9 protein-coding genes are annotated in these 14,247 nt (G+C 62.5%); 6 read left to right on the top strand and 3 right to left on the bottom strand.

The genetic code is table 11. The features are described from left to right. Positions 1 to 39: 39 nt before the first annotated feature. Positions 40 to 1,866 carry an alpha-amylase family glycosyl hydrolase gene (locus tag FY528_RS15330; RefSeq protein ID WP_262384017.1) on the bottom strand — a complete coding sequence of 609 codons (1,827 nt, stop codon included), beginning with the start codon at positions 1,864 to 1,866 and terminating at the stop codon, positions 40 to 42. A 358-nt stretch (positions 1,867 to 2,224) separates the two neighbouring features. Between FY528_RS15330 and FY528_RS15325 the strand changes: the two genes are divergently transcribed. Further along, positions 2,225 to 2,626, top strand: a complete 402-nt coding sequence (locus FY528_RS15325) for a DUF6960 family protein (RefSeq protein ID WP_149071911.1) — start codon at positions 2,225 to 2,227, stop codon at positions 2,624 to 2,626. 108 nt (positions 2,627 to 2,734) lie between these two features. On the opposite strand, the gene FY528_RS15320 is transcribed toward FY528_RS15325, so the two are convergent. After that, positions 2,735 to 3,775 (bottom strand): NAD(P)-dependent alcohol dehydrogenase, encoded by a 1,041-nt coding sequence (locus tag FY528_RS15320; protein ID WP_149071910.1) that lies wholly within the window; start codon positions 3,773 to 3,775, stop codon positions 2,735 to 2,737. Between the two features lie 131 nt (positions 3,776 to 3,906). Next, the gene (locus FY528_RS15315; protein WP_149071909.1) at positions 3,907 to 5,247 is read right to left on the bottom strand and encodes a YfcC family protein; all 1,341 of its coding nucleotides are present in this window, start codon (positions 5,245 to 5,247) and stop codon (positions 3,907 to 3,909) included. Between the two features lie 179 nt (positions 5,248 to 5,426). On the opposite strand from FY528_RS15315, the gene FY528_RS15310 reads away from it, so the two are divergent. The 5 genes from FY528_RS15310 (at position 5,427) to FY528_RS15290 (ending at position 14,168) form a co-directional block, all read left to right on the top strand. Continuing rightward, complete coding sequence (locus tag FY528_RS15310) at positions 5,427 to 5,675, top strand: hypothetical protein (protein ID WP_149071908.1); 249 nt, start codon at positions 5,427 to 5,429, stop codon at positions 5,673 to 5,675. 73 nt (positions 5,676 to 5,748) lie between these two features. Next, positions 5,749 to 7,374, top strand: coding sequence for a SusR family glycan utilization regulator (susR, locus tag FY528_RS15305; protein ID WP_149071907.1), 1,626 nt, complete (start codon positions 5,749 to 5,751; stop codon positions 7,372 to 7,374). Positions 7,375 to 7,885: 511 nt separating this feature from the next. Further along, positions 7,886 to 10,999, top strand: a complete 3,114-nt coding sequence (locus FY528_RS15300) for a SusC/RagA family TonB-linked outer membrane protein (protein ID WP_149071906.1) — start codon at positions 7,886 to 7,888, stop codon at positions 10,997 to 10,999. A 114-nt stretch (positions 11,000 to 11,113) separates the two neighbouring features. Beyond that, positions 11,114 to 12,748 carry a RagB/SusD family nutrient uptake outer membrane protein gene (locus FY528_RS15295; protein WP_149071905.1) on the top strand — a complete coding sequence of 545 codons (1,635 nt, stop codon included), beginning with the start codon at positions 11,114 to 11,116 and terminating at the stop codon, positions 12,746 to 12,748. A 256-nt stretch (positions 12,749 to 13,004) separates the two neighbouring features. Further along, the gene (locus tag FY528_RS15290) at positions 13,005 to 14,168 is read left to right on the top strand and encodes a T9SS type A sorting domain-containing protein (protein WP_187632141.1); all 1,164 of its coding nucleotides are present in this window, start codon (positions 13,005 to 13,007) and stop codon (positions 14,166 to 14,168) included. Positions 14,169 to 14,247 lie beyond the last annotated feature (79 nt).

Here is a 14,247-nt window from a genome sequence, read left to right as displayed (position 1 = left end):
ATTTCCTGGCCGGCAGCCGTGCCCTCAGCATCAGCCCGATTACTCGCCTGATTCCTGGGAAATAATGAGCACCGAGTAGGGGGCCAGCCCAAAGGTGGCGTGGCAGGCAAACCCGTCGTACTCGCCTTCCTCGCTGTGCGTGTCCACGCTTTCGAAGTTGCCGAATTCTTCGTCGTAGCCCGCCCAGTCGGAGTTGAAGCGCACCCGCCAGTGGCCCTGACAGGGCAGCCCGATGGTGTAGGCCTCGTGGGCGCGGTCGGCGAAGTTGCAGAGCACAATGGTCGTGTCGCCGGGGCCCCCGTCGCCCTCGGCCCAGCGCCGGAAGGCCATTACTTTTTCCTGGTCGTTGACGTGGAATACGTCGATGTGCTGGCCCTGCAGGCCCCGGGTGCTGCCTTCGAAGTTGCGCCGCAGGCGGATCAGGTCCCGGTAGAGCGTCACTAAACCACGGTGGGTTTCGGCGTGCTCCCATTCCAGGGGCTGGTCGTCGGAGAAGTAGCCATCGGCCAGAAACTCCTGGCCCTGAAAAATCATGGGCACGCCGGGGGCCGTGAACACCAGCGCGGCACCCAGGGTCGCCCGCTTTTTCGGAAACCAGGTGTGGGCGTCGCCGGGCATGATTTCCTCCGGCACGCGGCTTTTGCCGTTGGCCACCTCATCGTGCGACTCCGTGTAGATGACGCGCTGGAAGGCGTCGTCGTTGTAGCGCTTAGCCACGGCTTCGGCCACGGCCGCCAGGTTGCGGTCGGCGTCGTGCGGAGTCGTCAGGGCTTCGCGGATGGGGTACACAAAGCCCGCGTCCCACTGGGCCGCAAACCCCTGGCCGCCGTCTTCGGGGGCGCGGGTGATGAACTCGTTGCCCAGCAAATCCTCGGCAATGGTGATTTTCCAGGGCATCCGCTCCCGGATTTCCTCGTTGATCCACTTCATCAAGCTCCAGCCCTCGGGCAGGTCGCGGGAAGGGTCGTTGGTGCCGTCTACGTTGCGGATGTGGGCAATGGCATCGGCGCGGAGGCCATCCACGCGGTATTCTTCCAGCCACATCAGGGCATTGTCGCGGATGTAGCGGCGCACGGCGTCGCGGCCGTAGTCGGGGCGGTTGTGGCCCCAGGGCGTTTCGGCGCGCCAGTCGTTGTAGAAGTATACGCCGCCGCCGTCGTTTTCCTGCCAGCCGTCAAACTGCCAGAGGTCCAGGTCGCCGGGCCCGAAGTGGTTGTAGACCACGTCCAGAATCACGGCAATGCCGTGGCGGTGGGCCTGTTTCACTAGTTCCTTGAAGGCCTGGGGTCCACCGTAGTCGGTTTCGAGGGCGAACGGGTGGGCGGGGTTGTAGCCCCAGCTGCGGCCGCCCGGAAACTCGGTGGCCGGCATAATCTCAATGGCGTTGATGCCCAGGTCGCGCAGGTAGCCCAGCTTTTCCACCACGTTCAGGAAGGTGCCGGGGCGGTTGGGGTCGGGGGCGTTGAAGGTGCCCACGTGCAGCTCGTACACCACCAGCTCATTCCAGGCCGGCATCTGAAACTGGTCGTCTTCCCAGTCAAAGGAGTAGTCGGGAACTACGGAGGAGCCGGCCGAGTGCGTCACCTGACGGGCGTAGGGGTCGTTTTTGGTTAGCTCGCCGGCGGGCGTCTGCAGCCAGAACTTGTATTCGGTGCCGGCGCCGAGGTCGGCAATATCAGTGGCCCAGTAGCCGTCGGCTTCGTGGGTGAGGGGGTGCGTGGCGGGGTTCCAGTCGTTGAAAGGGCCCACGAGGGCCGCGGCCGTGGCGTTGGGCGCCCACACGCGGAATGTGGTACCCTGGGAGTGCGGAATAGCGCCCATGCCCGCCTGAGGCGTGGGCGCAGTAAGAGTGTCAGCCTGGGGCATATAGGTTAGGTCAGAAAAGCAGTGCGAAAGTTTATCTGAGCTCTTCTACTGTGGAGTTACCGATTTGGTTATACTTTCCCGGCCCGGCTGGCGGGTTTTGCCGGCTTTTATCCAAAAACGCGTGATGGGTTGTGGTGGAAGCAGCCCGTGGCCGTAGCTGGGCGGTACGCAGGCCGGGCAGCAAGCCGGGCCTGCTTGCCGGCACCCCCCCGGTGGCCGGCCGCGGGCAGGGTGCTTACCCCCGCGGCGCCTGAACAGATAGGGCGGGCAGCGCGTTATGAGGTAGCCGGGCTTTTACTTAAAGCCTCCGCGCCAGCGCCAGCTGGCTGATGGTTGAACCGCTTATTTAATTTCCCCAGTGCCTCGTCCTAAACCCGTTGTTCACGGCCTGTATGGCTGGACGCCCGCCTACGGCTATAGCTACATTCACCCGGCCAACCGGCGCACGTTTGAGTGGCTGGAGCCCGTGGGCAAGCTGTTCGAGAAAATCGATGAAGATGAAGAATGGCTGCTGCTGCGCTACGATGAGCAGCAGTTCAAGGTGCGTCCCGAGCTGTTCAAGGAGCTATATGGCAAGCCCGCCTTCTCCTTCGGCGACGCCGTGCAGGAAGTAGCGCCCGAGCCCGGCCGGGCCCCGCACCGCGGCCTTATCTCCGACGTGTTCTGGGACGAGGCTACCGACCGGGCCCGTTTCCAGCTGGTGGAGCGCAAGCGCAAAGTGCCCCGCGTATTCGAGGCCGAAGAGCTGCGGTTTGCCTGAGGTAGTGGAGGCCCGCGCGCCGACGCAAAAAAGCCGGCTCCCAGCTTACCACGCGTAGCTCCACGCGCAGCAAAGCCGGGGAGCCGGCTACGCTTCCGGGCCTGAGTTCTACAGGCTGGCTATGTCGATGACGAAGCGGTAGCGCACGTCGCCTTTCACCATCCGCTCGTAGGCCTGGTTGACGTCCTGGATGTTGATGAGCTCAATGTCGGACACGATGTTGTGCTCGGCGCAGAAGTCCAGCATTTCCTGGGTTTCCCGGATGCCGCCGATGGTGGAGCCCGATACGCTCTTGCGGCCCGGAATGAGGGCGAAGGCCGGAATTTCTAGGGGCTTGGGCGGGGCCCCTACCAGGATGTGCGTGCCGCTGGTTTTGAGCAGGGACAGGTACAGCGGAATGTTGTGGTCGGCGGCCACGGTGTCCAGAATGAAGTCGAAGGAGCCCTGCACGGCCTTGAGCTGCTCCTCGTCGGACGTTACCACGAAGTGGTGGGCCCCGAGGGCTTTGGCGTCGGCTTCCTTAGCGGGCGAGGTGCTGAGCACAGTTACATCAGCCCCAAAGGCCACGCCGAATTTCACGCCCATGTGGCCCAGCCCGCCCAGGCCCACCACGGCCAGCTTGTGGCCTTTGCCCACCCCCCAGTATTTCAGGGGTGAGTAGGTGGTGATACCGGCGCAGAGCAGCGGAGCCACAGCGGCCAGATCGAGCTTGTCGGACACGCTGACCACGAACTCCTCGCGTACCACGATGGTGTTGGAGTAGCCCCCGTACGTCGGTGCCCCGTCGCGGCCCAGGTTGTTATAGGTCTGGGTGTTGCCTTCCACGCAGTACTGCTCCAGGCCGTCTTTGCAGTTGTAGCACACCTGGCAGGAGTCCACCATGCAGCCCACGCCGGCCAGGTCGCCCTGCTTGAACTTCTTTACATGGTCGCCAACTTTGGTGATGCGGCCCACGATTTCGTGGCCGGGCACCATGGGGAAGATGCCGGGAAACCATTCGTTGCGAATCTGGTGCAAATCGGAGTGGCACACCCCGCAGAAGAGGATTTCGATCTGCACGTCGTGGGCGCCCACGGCACGGCGCTCAAAGGTCCAGGGGGCGAGGTCGGTTTCGGGGCTTTGGGCCGCGTAGGCTTTGGTTTGAATCATGGGGAGGGTTGGTTGAGAATGATGCGTACGTGCCGCGGGCGAAAAATAGGGTTGCCTGCTACAAAATCACAGCGCATTGCGGGAGTAATCATCCGCAGCCGCTGGCAAATAGGGTCGAAGTGCCCGCCGGGCTAGATGCCCACCGCAATGCCCACCACAATAGCCACTACCGCCAACGCCAGCAGCGCCAGGTACAGCGGCAGCACAAACCGCCACCACTGGTCGAAGCGCGCCCCACAGCCGGCCACAATGGCTACCAGGGCGCCGTTGGTGGGCGTAATCAGCTCACAGAGGCCGGCGCCGTACTGGTAGGCCAGCACCGTCACCTGCCGCGAAAGGCCGATGAGGTCGGAGAGGGGCACGAGCAGGGGCATGGTGAGCACGGCCTGCCCGCTCACGCTGGGCACGGGCAGGTGCAGGGCCGTGTGCACGCCCACCATACCCAGCGCCGAAAGCGTGACCGGCAGGCCCGCCAGCGGCGCCGACATGGCATTGACGATGGTATCCACAATCTGGCCCTGCTCCAGCACCACGAAAATGGCCCGGGCGAAGCCAATGAGCATGGCCGAAAACGCCATGTCGCGGAAGCCCACGATAAACGACTCGGCGGTGCCCGTGAGGCCCAGGCCGCCAATGAGGCCGGCGGCTACGCCCAGGGCGAAAAACAGCGCCGCCATCTGCTCAAACTCCCAGCCCAGCTCTAATACGCCGTAGGCAAAAAAGGCAAAGGTGACGAACAGCAAGGCCAGCACGATGCCGTGGCGGCCACCCTGCTCGGCGGTAGCAGCCGCGGCATCAACTTCCGGGGCCACCCGGTGGCGCAACGCAAAGCGCACGGTGCCCCCAATCCAGATAGCCAGGGCCAGGGCCAGAAAGGCCAGCCGAAACCCACCGCCCGAAAGCAGGGGCAATTGGGCTAGCTTCTGAGCAATGCCCACCTGAAAAGGATTCAGCGGGCTAAACGCTGCCCCCACGGCTGCCGAGCCAATGCTGACGGCGGCAGCCGTAATGGCGGGATACCCAATGCGGCGCATCAGAATCAGCAGCACCGGAATGAGAGGCACTATCTCCTCCTGCATGTTTTCCAGGGCACCCATGGTGGCAAACAGCACCGATATGATGGGAATGACCACTGCCTCGCGCCCCCGAAACTTTTCCAGCAGCCAGTCCACGCCCCGGCGCAGGGCCCCGGTGTGGTCGACGACGGTGAAAGCGCCGCCGGCCAGAAACACCAGGAAGATGACGGAAGCGGCCTCGCCCAGACCTCTCGGGATGTCTACTATCGCCTGCAGCGGGCTCACGGGCGTGGCGGGCACGCGGTGGTAGGAGCCGGGTACTACAATATCGCGGCCGGTGACGGCGTCGGCGTGGCGCTCAAATACGCCGGCGGGCAGCACGTAGCTTAGCAGGCAGGCCAGCAGAACAAAGCCGGTAAGCAGCACCAGGGGGTGCGGAAAGCGCAGGGTTTTCATCCGGCGAAAGTACGCGTTGTGGGGAATAGCAGATGGCTGTTAGCTGATGGCTGTTAGCCAATAGCTGTTAGCTAACAGCCATCAGCTAACAGCCATGGGGGTGGGGCTTGTGCCCATACGTTGTTTCTATCGTGTAATTTAGCGGTCAGGCTAACAGCTGACCGCTAACGGCTAAGTAGATGGACCTACACACCTTTAAGCAACTCCACCAGACCGAGCAGGGAATCCGGCTGGCCCAGGCCGGGCACCACCTGGCCGACCGCGCCGAGCACGGCTGCCGCCTGCAGCTCTTTGCCTTTGGCGACTTCTACGCCGAGGTGTGGCGCTTAGTGGGGGAGGAGCGGGTGCTGTTCATCAACCCTTTTCAGAACCCGGCCCAGTTGCAGCCCTGGCTGGAGGCGGTGCAGCTGCCCGGGGAGTGGGCGTAGCGGCCCCTGGCCGGCTCAACATATTTACTACTTTTGGCCCCCGCCGACTTCGGCTCCTTAGCTTGCCTGCCTGGTGAAGTTCCTGCTGCTCTTGTGCGTTATGGTGTGTTGCGCGGGGCCCGTCTGGGCCGGCCCAAACACCACCGATAGTCTGCTCACGGAGCTGAACACCGCGCTGGCGCACAAGCAGGCGTACGACGCGCAACGCTTGGCCCGCATTGCGGCCCTCACTACCGCCTACCAGGCCAGCAAAGGCAGCGCCGCGGCCAGGTTCGACCTGGGTTTGCGCATCTACGACGAGTATAAGGCCTTTAAGTACGACTCGGCCTTCGTTTACAGCCAGAAGGTAATGGAGGTAGCGGAGCAGCTGCATGACCCGGGCAAGGTGGAAGTAGCCAAGCTCAAGCTGGCCTTTATTCTGCTGTCTTCGGGCATGTTCAAGGAAACCTTCGAAACGCTGGCAACCATAGAGCCCGGCCGGCTAAGCGACGCCGACAAGGTGGACTTCTACTTCCTGCAGGCCCGCGCCTACAGCGACCTGGGCGACTTCAACCAGGACGCAGTGTACCGGCCCGCCTACTACGCCAAGGCCCTGGCCTATACCGATACGGCCCTGCGCTACAGCCGCCCCGGCTCCTACGAGCAACTCTCGCTGCAGCAGTTCCTGGCCCTGAAAAACAACCGGCTGGCCGAGGGCACCAGGCTCTACGAGCAAATCCGGCGGCTACCGCAGCTCTCGTTGCACCAGCTGGCCGTGAGTGCCAGCACCGCCGCTCACATGGCTTTTGTTGGCAAGCAGGAAGAACGGGCCTTTGCGCTGCTGCTGGTATCGGCCATTGCCGACGTGAAGACCGCGACCAAGGAAACAGTGGCCATGTTCCAGCTGTCGGATTACTGCTACCGGCGCGGGGACCTGGAAAATGCTTATACCTTCATCCGGGAAGCGCGGGCGCAGGCCACGTTTTACAAGGCGCGGCAGCGGCAGATTGAAATCAGCCACATTTCTTCCCTGATTGAAGGGCAGAAAATCAACATCATCGAAAACCAGCGCAAGTCGCTGAAGACCTACTCCACGGTGGTGACGCTGCTGGCCTTGTTTGTGGTGGGCTTCCTGTTCATCATTTTCAAGCAGCTGCGCCGCCTGCAGAAGGCCGACAAACTGATTTCGCTCACCAACCGGGAGCTGCGCGCCCGCAACCAGGAGCTGTACCAGCTGAACAGCGGGCTGAACGAGGCCAACAAGATCAAGGAAGAATACATAGCCTACTACTTCCACAACAACTCCCAGTACATCGACAAGCTGGAAGCCCTGAAGAAGACGCTCGATACCCAGCTCGGCAACAAGCAGTACACGGCCGTGCAGAAGCTGGCCGACAACATCAACATCAAGAAGGAGCGCAACGAGCTGTTCAAGGGCTTCGATACGGTGTTCCTGCGGCTGTTTCCCCACTTCATCAGCCAGTTCAATGCCCTGTTCAAGCCCGAAGACCAGGTGCAGCTCGCCGAGGACCAGCTGCTGACGACGGAGCTGCGCATTTTCGCCCTCATCCGCCTGGGCATCGACGACAGCGAGCAGATCAGCCGGATGCTGGGCTATTCCATCAACACCATCTATACCTACAAGACCCGGGTAAAGAACCGCTCCTTGGTCCCCAACGAGGAATTCGAGGCCCGCATCCAGGCCATTCAGGCGGTGTAGGTAGCCAGGCCCCGGGGCACTACCGGGGCTGCGCCGCCCGTGGGTTGGCTGCTATAAGTCAGGTGCGCTGAATACGCCAACCGCACGTGCCGGGCTTGTTAACGCCGTCCTGGCAGTCCACCGAATGGCCGGGCAAATACCTAGCGGGGAACTGAGCCTGGGCAATGGCCGCCCGCAAGGGAGTACCTACTCAGCCCACAGGAGCCAGGGCTGTTCAAGGTGCTTTCAAGCTGGTAAAACCCCGGTAATTTCAGGATATAGGCTTTGATAACTACGATACTGGGTTCATATTTTTACGCTAAGTTTTAAGTTTAAATTTCTGTAAATCAGTTATTTGAAGCGCATATAGTCTTATATTTTCTTGATTGCGTTTTGACAAATTTTAGTTGAGTAAGGGGGGGTATTGTTTTGTGCCATTCCTGCTATCAGTGCCGGCCGCAAACGTTTGTTGCGACCGGTAGTGCACTGGGCAGGCAACGCACTCCACAGGTTCTGCTAGCCCCCTACTCGTATGCCAGTACCCTTACCCTTCCCACACAATCCCCGCAATTTTACCCGCGTCCTGCTCGCGCCGGCCCTCAGTATGCTGGTGGCCGGCACCGCCCTGGCCGCCCCGGTGCGGCCGGCCGCAGTGGCCGGCACCGTGCCGGGCTCCCCCACTGAGCTGCTGCGCCCCGCCCCGCCGGTGGTGGGCTCGGTGAGTGGCCGCATCGTGGATGAGGCCGGGCAGGGGCTACCGGGGGTGACGGTGCTGATAGAAGGCACCTCCCTGGGCAACTCCACCAACGCCGACGGGCAGTTCAGCATCAGCAACGTACCCGATGGCCCGCACGTGCTGGTTGTCTCCTTCGTGGGCTACAACACCCAGCGCCTGCCCTTCACTACGGTGTCGGGCCAGAATACGGAGCTGAGTGCCACGCTGACGGAAAACACCACCCTGCTGAACGAAGCCGTGGTGGTAGGCTACGGCACCACCCGCCGCCAGGACCTGACCGGCGCCGTTACGACCGTATCGGCCAAAGACTTTGTGAAAGGCCAGGTAACCGCGCCCGAGCAATTAGTGCAGGGTAAGGTGGCCGGGGTGCAGATTACCACCGGCGGGGGCGCCCCCGGCGAGGTAAGCACCATCCGCGTTCGGGGCGGGTCTTCCCTGAATGCCAGCAACGACCCGCTCATCGTTATCGATGGAGTACCGGTAGACAACCAGGGCATCAACGGGGCCGGCAACCCGCTGGCCTTGGTGAATCCCAATGATATTGAGACGTTTACGATTCTGAAAGACGCCTCCGCTACGGCCATCTACGGTTCGCGGGCAGCCAACGGGGTTATTCTCATCACCACCAAAAAAGGCCTGGAAGGGGAGAAAACCCGCGTTACGGTCAGTTCGCTGGTGACGCGCTCCGAGAACTACGGCCAAGTAGACGTGCTGAGCGGCGAGGCCTACCGGACGCTGCTGAACAATGCCGTAATTCAGGGCATTATCCCGGCTAATAACAAGACTTACCTGGGTTCGGCCAACACCGACTGGCAGGCGGCCATTTACCAAACTGCCTGGACCACCGACAATAACGTGAGTGTGACCGGCAGCGTGAAGCACCTGCCGTACCGGGTGTCGCTGGGCTACCTCAACCAGGACGGTACGCTGAAAACCGGCAACCTGAAGCGCAACTCGGCTTCCGTGGGCTTGTCGCCGAGGCTGCTGGACAATCATCTGCGCATCGACCTCAACTTCAAGGGCACCTGGGCTGATTACCGCTTCGCCGACCAGGGGGCCATTGGGGCAGCAGTGCGCTTCAACCCCACGCAGCCCATTTACGTGAACGACGCGACGGGCTTCAACGGCTACTTCGAGTGGCGCGACGGGGCCATTCCGAACCCGCTGACCGACCGCAACCCCGTGGCCCTGCTCAACGACAAACGGGACCGGAGTACGGTGCTGCGCAGCATTGGCAACGTGCAGTTCGACTACTCCCTGCACTTCCTGCCCGAATTGCACGCCAACCTGAACCTGGGCTACGACCGTTCGCGCAGTGCGGGGACCGTATTTATTGGGGCCGAGTCGCCGGTAGCGTACACCACGCAGGGCCTGAACAACTCCTACCGGCAGGAAAAAGACAACGACCTGCTGGAGGCCTACCTCAACTACACCAAGCAGCTGGGCAACCACCGGGTAGAGGCGCTGGCCGGTTATTCGTACCAGGATTTCTACACGTACGCGCCCTTCCGGTTTGGCTACAAGGCCGACGGCAGCCGCATCAACCCGCTGGAACCCGCCCAGAATCCCTTCAAGACGCAATACACGCTGCTCTCGTACTACGGCCGCGCCAACTACAACTTCAAGGACAAATACCTGGTTACGGCAACCTTGCGGGCCGATGCTTCCTCGCGCTTCAGCCCCGACAACCGCTGGGGCTACTTTCCGGCCGCTTCGGTGGCCTGGCGCATCAACCAGGAGGAGTTCCTGAAAGAGACGACCGTAATTTCGGACCTGAAGCTGCGCCTGAGCTACGGCAGCACGGGCCAGCAGGACGTGTATAACGTGGCCGGCAACTACCCTTATCTGGCCAGCTACGGCCTTAGTTCGCCGGTGATCAGCCAGATAATTGGCACCGATACCGTACGCACCCTGAAGCCGGCCGCCTACGATGCCAACCTGCAGTGGGAAAAAACCCAAACGTATGACGCGGGCCTGGATTTTGGCTTCCTGAACAACCGCCTGACGGGTACCGTGGATGTGTACCTGCGCCAGACCGACGACCTGCTGGCCGTGATTCCGGTGCCGGCCGGCAGCAACCTGTCCAACACCCTGCTCACCAACATTGGGAGCCTGGAAAACCGCGGCGTTGAGCTGGCCCTGAACTACGACGTGCTGCGCGGCGAGAAGCTGAACTGGACGGTGAACTTCAACGCTACCATGAACCGGGGCAGGATTACCCGACTCACGCAGGTGGAAGACCCCACCTACCTGGGTACGCCCACGGGCAACGTGGGCAACTTCCAGTTTGTGCAGGTAAATGCGGTGGGCTACGCGCCCAACACCTTCTTCCTGTACCAGCAGAAGTACGACGAAGCCGGCCGGCCCCTGCAGGGCCCCACGGCCAGCCTCAGTACCGACCAGTACGTGGACCAGGACGGCAACGGTACCATCAATGAGCGCGACAAAGTGTATGGGAAGAACCCCGCCCCGAAGGCCATTCTGGGCTTCAGCTCGAGTGTCAGCTACGGCAAAGCCAGCCTGGATTTTACGGTGCGCTCCAACATCGGCGGCTACGTGTACAACAACGTGGCCGGTGGCCAGAACAACTACTACGGCCTGAACACAACGCTGAATTATGCGGCCAACGTGGTGCCGGCCATCTACACAACCGGGTTTCGCAATGGGCAGCCCTTCAGCGACATCAACCTGGAAGATGGTTCGTTTGTGCGCCTGCAGAACGTGACGCTGGGCTACGACTTTGGCAGCCTGCTGAAAGCCGGCACCAGCCTGCGCCTCACCCTGGCGGGCCAGAACCTGCTGCTGCTCTCCCGCTACTCGGGCCTCGACCCCGAGCGCGCCACCGGCATCGACAGCAACATCTACCCGCTGCCCCGCACCGTCACGGCCGGCATCAACCTGGGTTTTTAAGCGAGTTGTCAGTTGCTGGTTGTCAGGTGTTGGCGCTCCAACTGCCCTGACGCCAGCACGAGAAGGCCACAGGCCCACTGACAACTGACAACCAGCAACTAACAACTTACTCGCATGAACTTCCATAGCCTTTTGCGCCGCGGCGCTCTTTCCCTGGCTGCGGCCGCCGCGCTGCTTACCGGCGGGCTCACGGCCTGCAACAAAGACCTCGACCGGGAACCGTTCTATGACCTGAACACCGAGTCGGTGTACAAGGACCCCGCCAACCATTTGCTGGTGCTGGCCAAGTGCTACGCCGGTTTCAACCTGTCGGGTAACCCCGGCAACCCCGACGTATTTGCCGGCCAGGGCAAGGATGAAGGCGAAACCTCGTACCTGCGCGCCTACTGGTACCTGCAGGAGCTGGTAGCCGACCAGGCCGTGGTGGCCTGGAACAGCCCCCCGCTCCAGGAGCTGAATACCACCAGCTGGACCAGCAGCAACGACCTGATCAACAACAGCTACACCCGGATTTTCTACGAAGTGGCGCTGTGCAACGAGTTTATCCGCGAAACCAGCGACGACAAGCTCAGCCGCCGCGGCATTGTGGGCCTCGATGCCGAAAATGCGCGCCGTTACCGGGCCGAAGCCCGCTTCCTGCGCGCCCTGGCTTACTACCACGCCATCGACCTGTACGGCAACGTGCCCTTCGTGACCGAGGCCGACGCGCCCAGCAAGAACCTGCCCAAGCAAACCACCCGCGCGGCGCTGTTTGCCTACGTGGAGTCTGAGCTGAAAGCTATTGAAACCGCGCTGCTGCCCGCCCACACGGCCCCCTACGGCCGCGCCGACCAGGGTGCTGCCTGGGCCCTGCTGGCCAAGCTCTACCTGAATGCCCAGGTGTATACCGGCACCGCGCGCTATACCGACTGCCTCACGTACTGCAATAACATCCTGAAGGCTAACTACGCACTGGCCCCCGAGTACCGGCTACTCTTTCTGGCCGACAACAACGTGACGTCCGCCTCGGAAATCATTTTTCCCCTCACCAGCGACGGGGTGGCCTCGCAGGGCTACGGTGGCACTACCTACCTGACCCACGCGGCCGTAGGCGGCCAGATGCTCACCAGCGGCTTTGGCATTAACAGCGGCTGGGCCGGCAACCGCACCCGCAAAAACCTGCCGCTGCTGTTTCCCGCCACCGGCAGTGACTTCGATACCCGCGCCATGTTCTTTACCTCGGGCCAGACGCTGGAAATCAACGACCTGACTATCTTCACGGAGGGCTACGGCGTGACGAAGTGGCGGAACAAGACCTCCACCGGAGCCAACGGCAACGACCCACAGCTCATCTTCGTGGACACCGACTTCCCCTTGCTTCGCCTTGGCGACGTGTACCTGATGTACGCCGAAGCCGTGCTGCGCGGCGGCCAGGGCGGGACCCAGGCCCAGGCTCTGGACTACGTGAATGCCCTGCGCGACCGGGCCTATGGCAATACCAACGGCCGGATCACCCTGGCACAGCTCACGGCCCCCGACTTTATTCTGGAAGAGCGCGGCCGCGAGCTGTACTGGGAGGCTACCCGCCGCACCGACCTCGTGCGCTTCGGCAAGTTCACAACCGGCTACAACTGGCCCTTCAAAGGCTACGCCGGCTCGGGCGACGACAAGCAGGGCCACGATGTGCCCGCCTACCGCAACCTCTACCCGCTGCCTTCTACCGACCTGGTAGCCAACCCAACGCTCAAGCAGAACGACGGCTACAACTAAATAGCCCGCCGGGCCGCCCTGGCCCGGCAGTGGGCAACCAGCCAGGTTACTAATGCGGCATGGGCCCTGGCGCTGCTCTTGCGTCAGGGCCCGGTGGCCCCACTTACCGGGCTGCCCTGGGCCGGTGCTGGTTGCCGGAATACTCCTGATGGCGGCCGACACACTTGGGCCCAGCGCCGGTGGGGGAGGGTCCTTGCCTGCTCCGCGGCCCGCGGCACTCACTCACCTATCCTTTCTTCTCACCCGCTCCTTCGTCATGAAAAAAACACTTACCCTGGCATTGATTAGCACCCTGGCCGGCGCCACCAGCGCCCAGGCCCAGATTACGTTGGATGGCATCATCAACGCCAACGAAATAGGAGCCACCGGCGGCAAATACACGTCCCTGGGGGCCTTTACTACGCCGCACGTTGCTGGGGCCGGCTTCGGCAATGCGGGCCTGCTGCGCATGTACGGGGCTAACACTGCCACCAAGCTCTACATCGGGCTGGCCGGCACCCTGGAAGCCAGTGGCAATAACTTTCAGCTCTATCTGGATTTGCCGAACCGAACCGGGGTGCCCGTGGGCACGGCCCTGCCGGCTATTGCGGGCACGACCACAGTATTTGGCACCTTCGCGGGCGGGGGCATTGGCGGCACCAAAATGGAGATGGAAACCGACGTGGCCATTGCCGCCACCGGCACCAACGACGTGCAGGCCGCCATCTACACGGCCACCACGGGCATGGCCAAGTCCCTGGGCGACGGACTGAGCGCACCCGTCAACCCCGGCGGCTCGGCCAACACGTTGCCGGCCTCGGCCACGACTGGTGCTTACAGCCTGTTTGCGGGCACCCGGGTAGCCTATCTGGCCCCAACCACGCCCACCGGAGACATTACCAGCAACCCCGGCAATGCCACGGAAGGGGGTGCGGGTTCCTATGGACTCGAATATGAGTTCGACAATGCCGCCCTGGGCCTGCCCTCGGGGGCTTCGGTGGTGCACGCTATGGCCGCTTACGTGAGCGGGGACGGCTACTGGTCGTCGGATGTAATTCCGGAAATTCCCGGCAATGGCAACAACAACCTCGGCTTCAGCCCCGACTTTACGGCCCTGGCCGGCACCCAGGTGGCAGCCCTTAACCTGGTGGTGACCAGCAGCCGCAAGGCCGAAGAAGCGGTGGTGGCCATGAGCGTGTTTCCGAACCCTGCGCAGGGAAAATCAACTATTGCCTACCGGGTGCTTGATAAGGCGCAAGCTGTATCGGTGCGCGTGACGGATTTGCTGGGCCGCGAGGTGCGGACCCTGCTGGCAGCCCGCCAGTCGGCCGGCTTCCACGAACTGAGTGTAGCCACGGGCGACCTGGCGGTGGGTGCATACCTGGTGAAGGTCCAGGTAGGGGAAAAAATAGCGACCCGCCGCCTGGCCGTAACCCGCTAGTGCGGCTATACTTTTCCCGGGCCGGAAACTTGTGGAAGGTTTCCGGCCCCTTGGGAAGGTCTGCCGCCCGCCCGCTGGC

Origin of the sequence: Hymenobacter lutimineralis (assembly GCF_008271285.1) — a bacterium.
In the GTDB taxonomy this organism is placed as follows: domain Bacteria; phylum Bacteroidota; class Bacteroidia; order Cytophagales; family Hymenobacteraceae; genus Hymenobacter; species Hymenobacter lutimineralis.
The sequence above is the reverse complement of the archived record's forward strand: the minus strand, read 5'-3'. Positions and strand labels throughout refer to the sequence as shown.

Bases quoted from the DNA above. Each gene is read 5' to 3' on its own strand.
- FY528_RS15290 (WP_187632141.1), top strand. From the start codon at position 13,005: ATGAAAAAAACACTTACCCTGGCATTGATTAGCACCCTGGCCGGCGCC.
- FY528_RS15300 (WP_149071906.1), top strand. From the start codon at position 7,886: ATGCCAGTACCCTTACCCTTCCCACACAATCCCCGCAATTTTACCCGC.
- FY528_RS15320 (WP_149071910.1), bottom strand. From the start codon at position 3,775: ATGATTCAAACCAAAGCCTACGCGGCCCAAAGCCCCGAAACCGACCTC.
- FY528_RS15295 (WP_149071905.1), top strand. From the start codon at position 11,114: ATGAACTTCCATAGCCTTTTGCGCCGCGGCGCTCTTTCCCTGGCTGCG.
- FY528_RS15330 (WP_262384017.1), bottom strand. From the start codon at position 1,866: ATGCCCCAGGCTGACACTCTTACTGCGCCCACGCCTCAGGCGGGCATG.
- FY528_RS15310 (WP_149071908.1), top strand. From the start codon at position 5,427: ATGGACCTACACACCTTTAAGCAACTCCACCAGACCGAGCAGGGAATC.
- FY528_RS15315 (WP_149071909.1), bottom strand. From the start codon at position 5,247: ATGAAAACCCTGCGCTTTCCGCACCCCCTGGTGCTGCTTACCGGCTTT.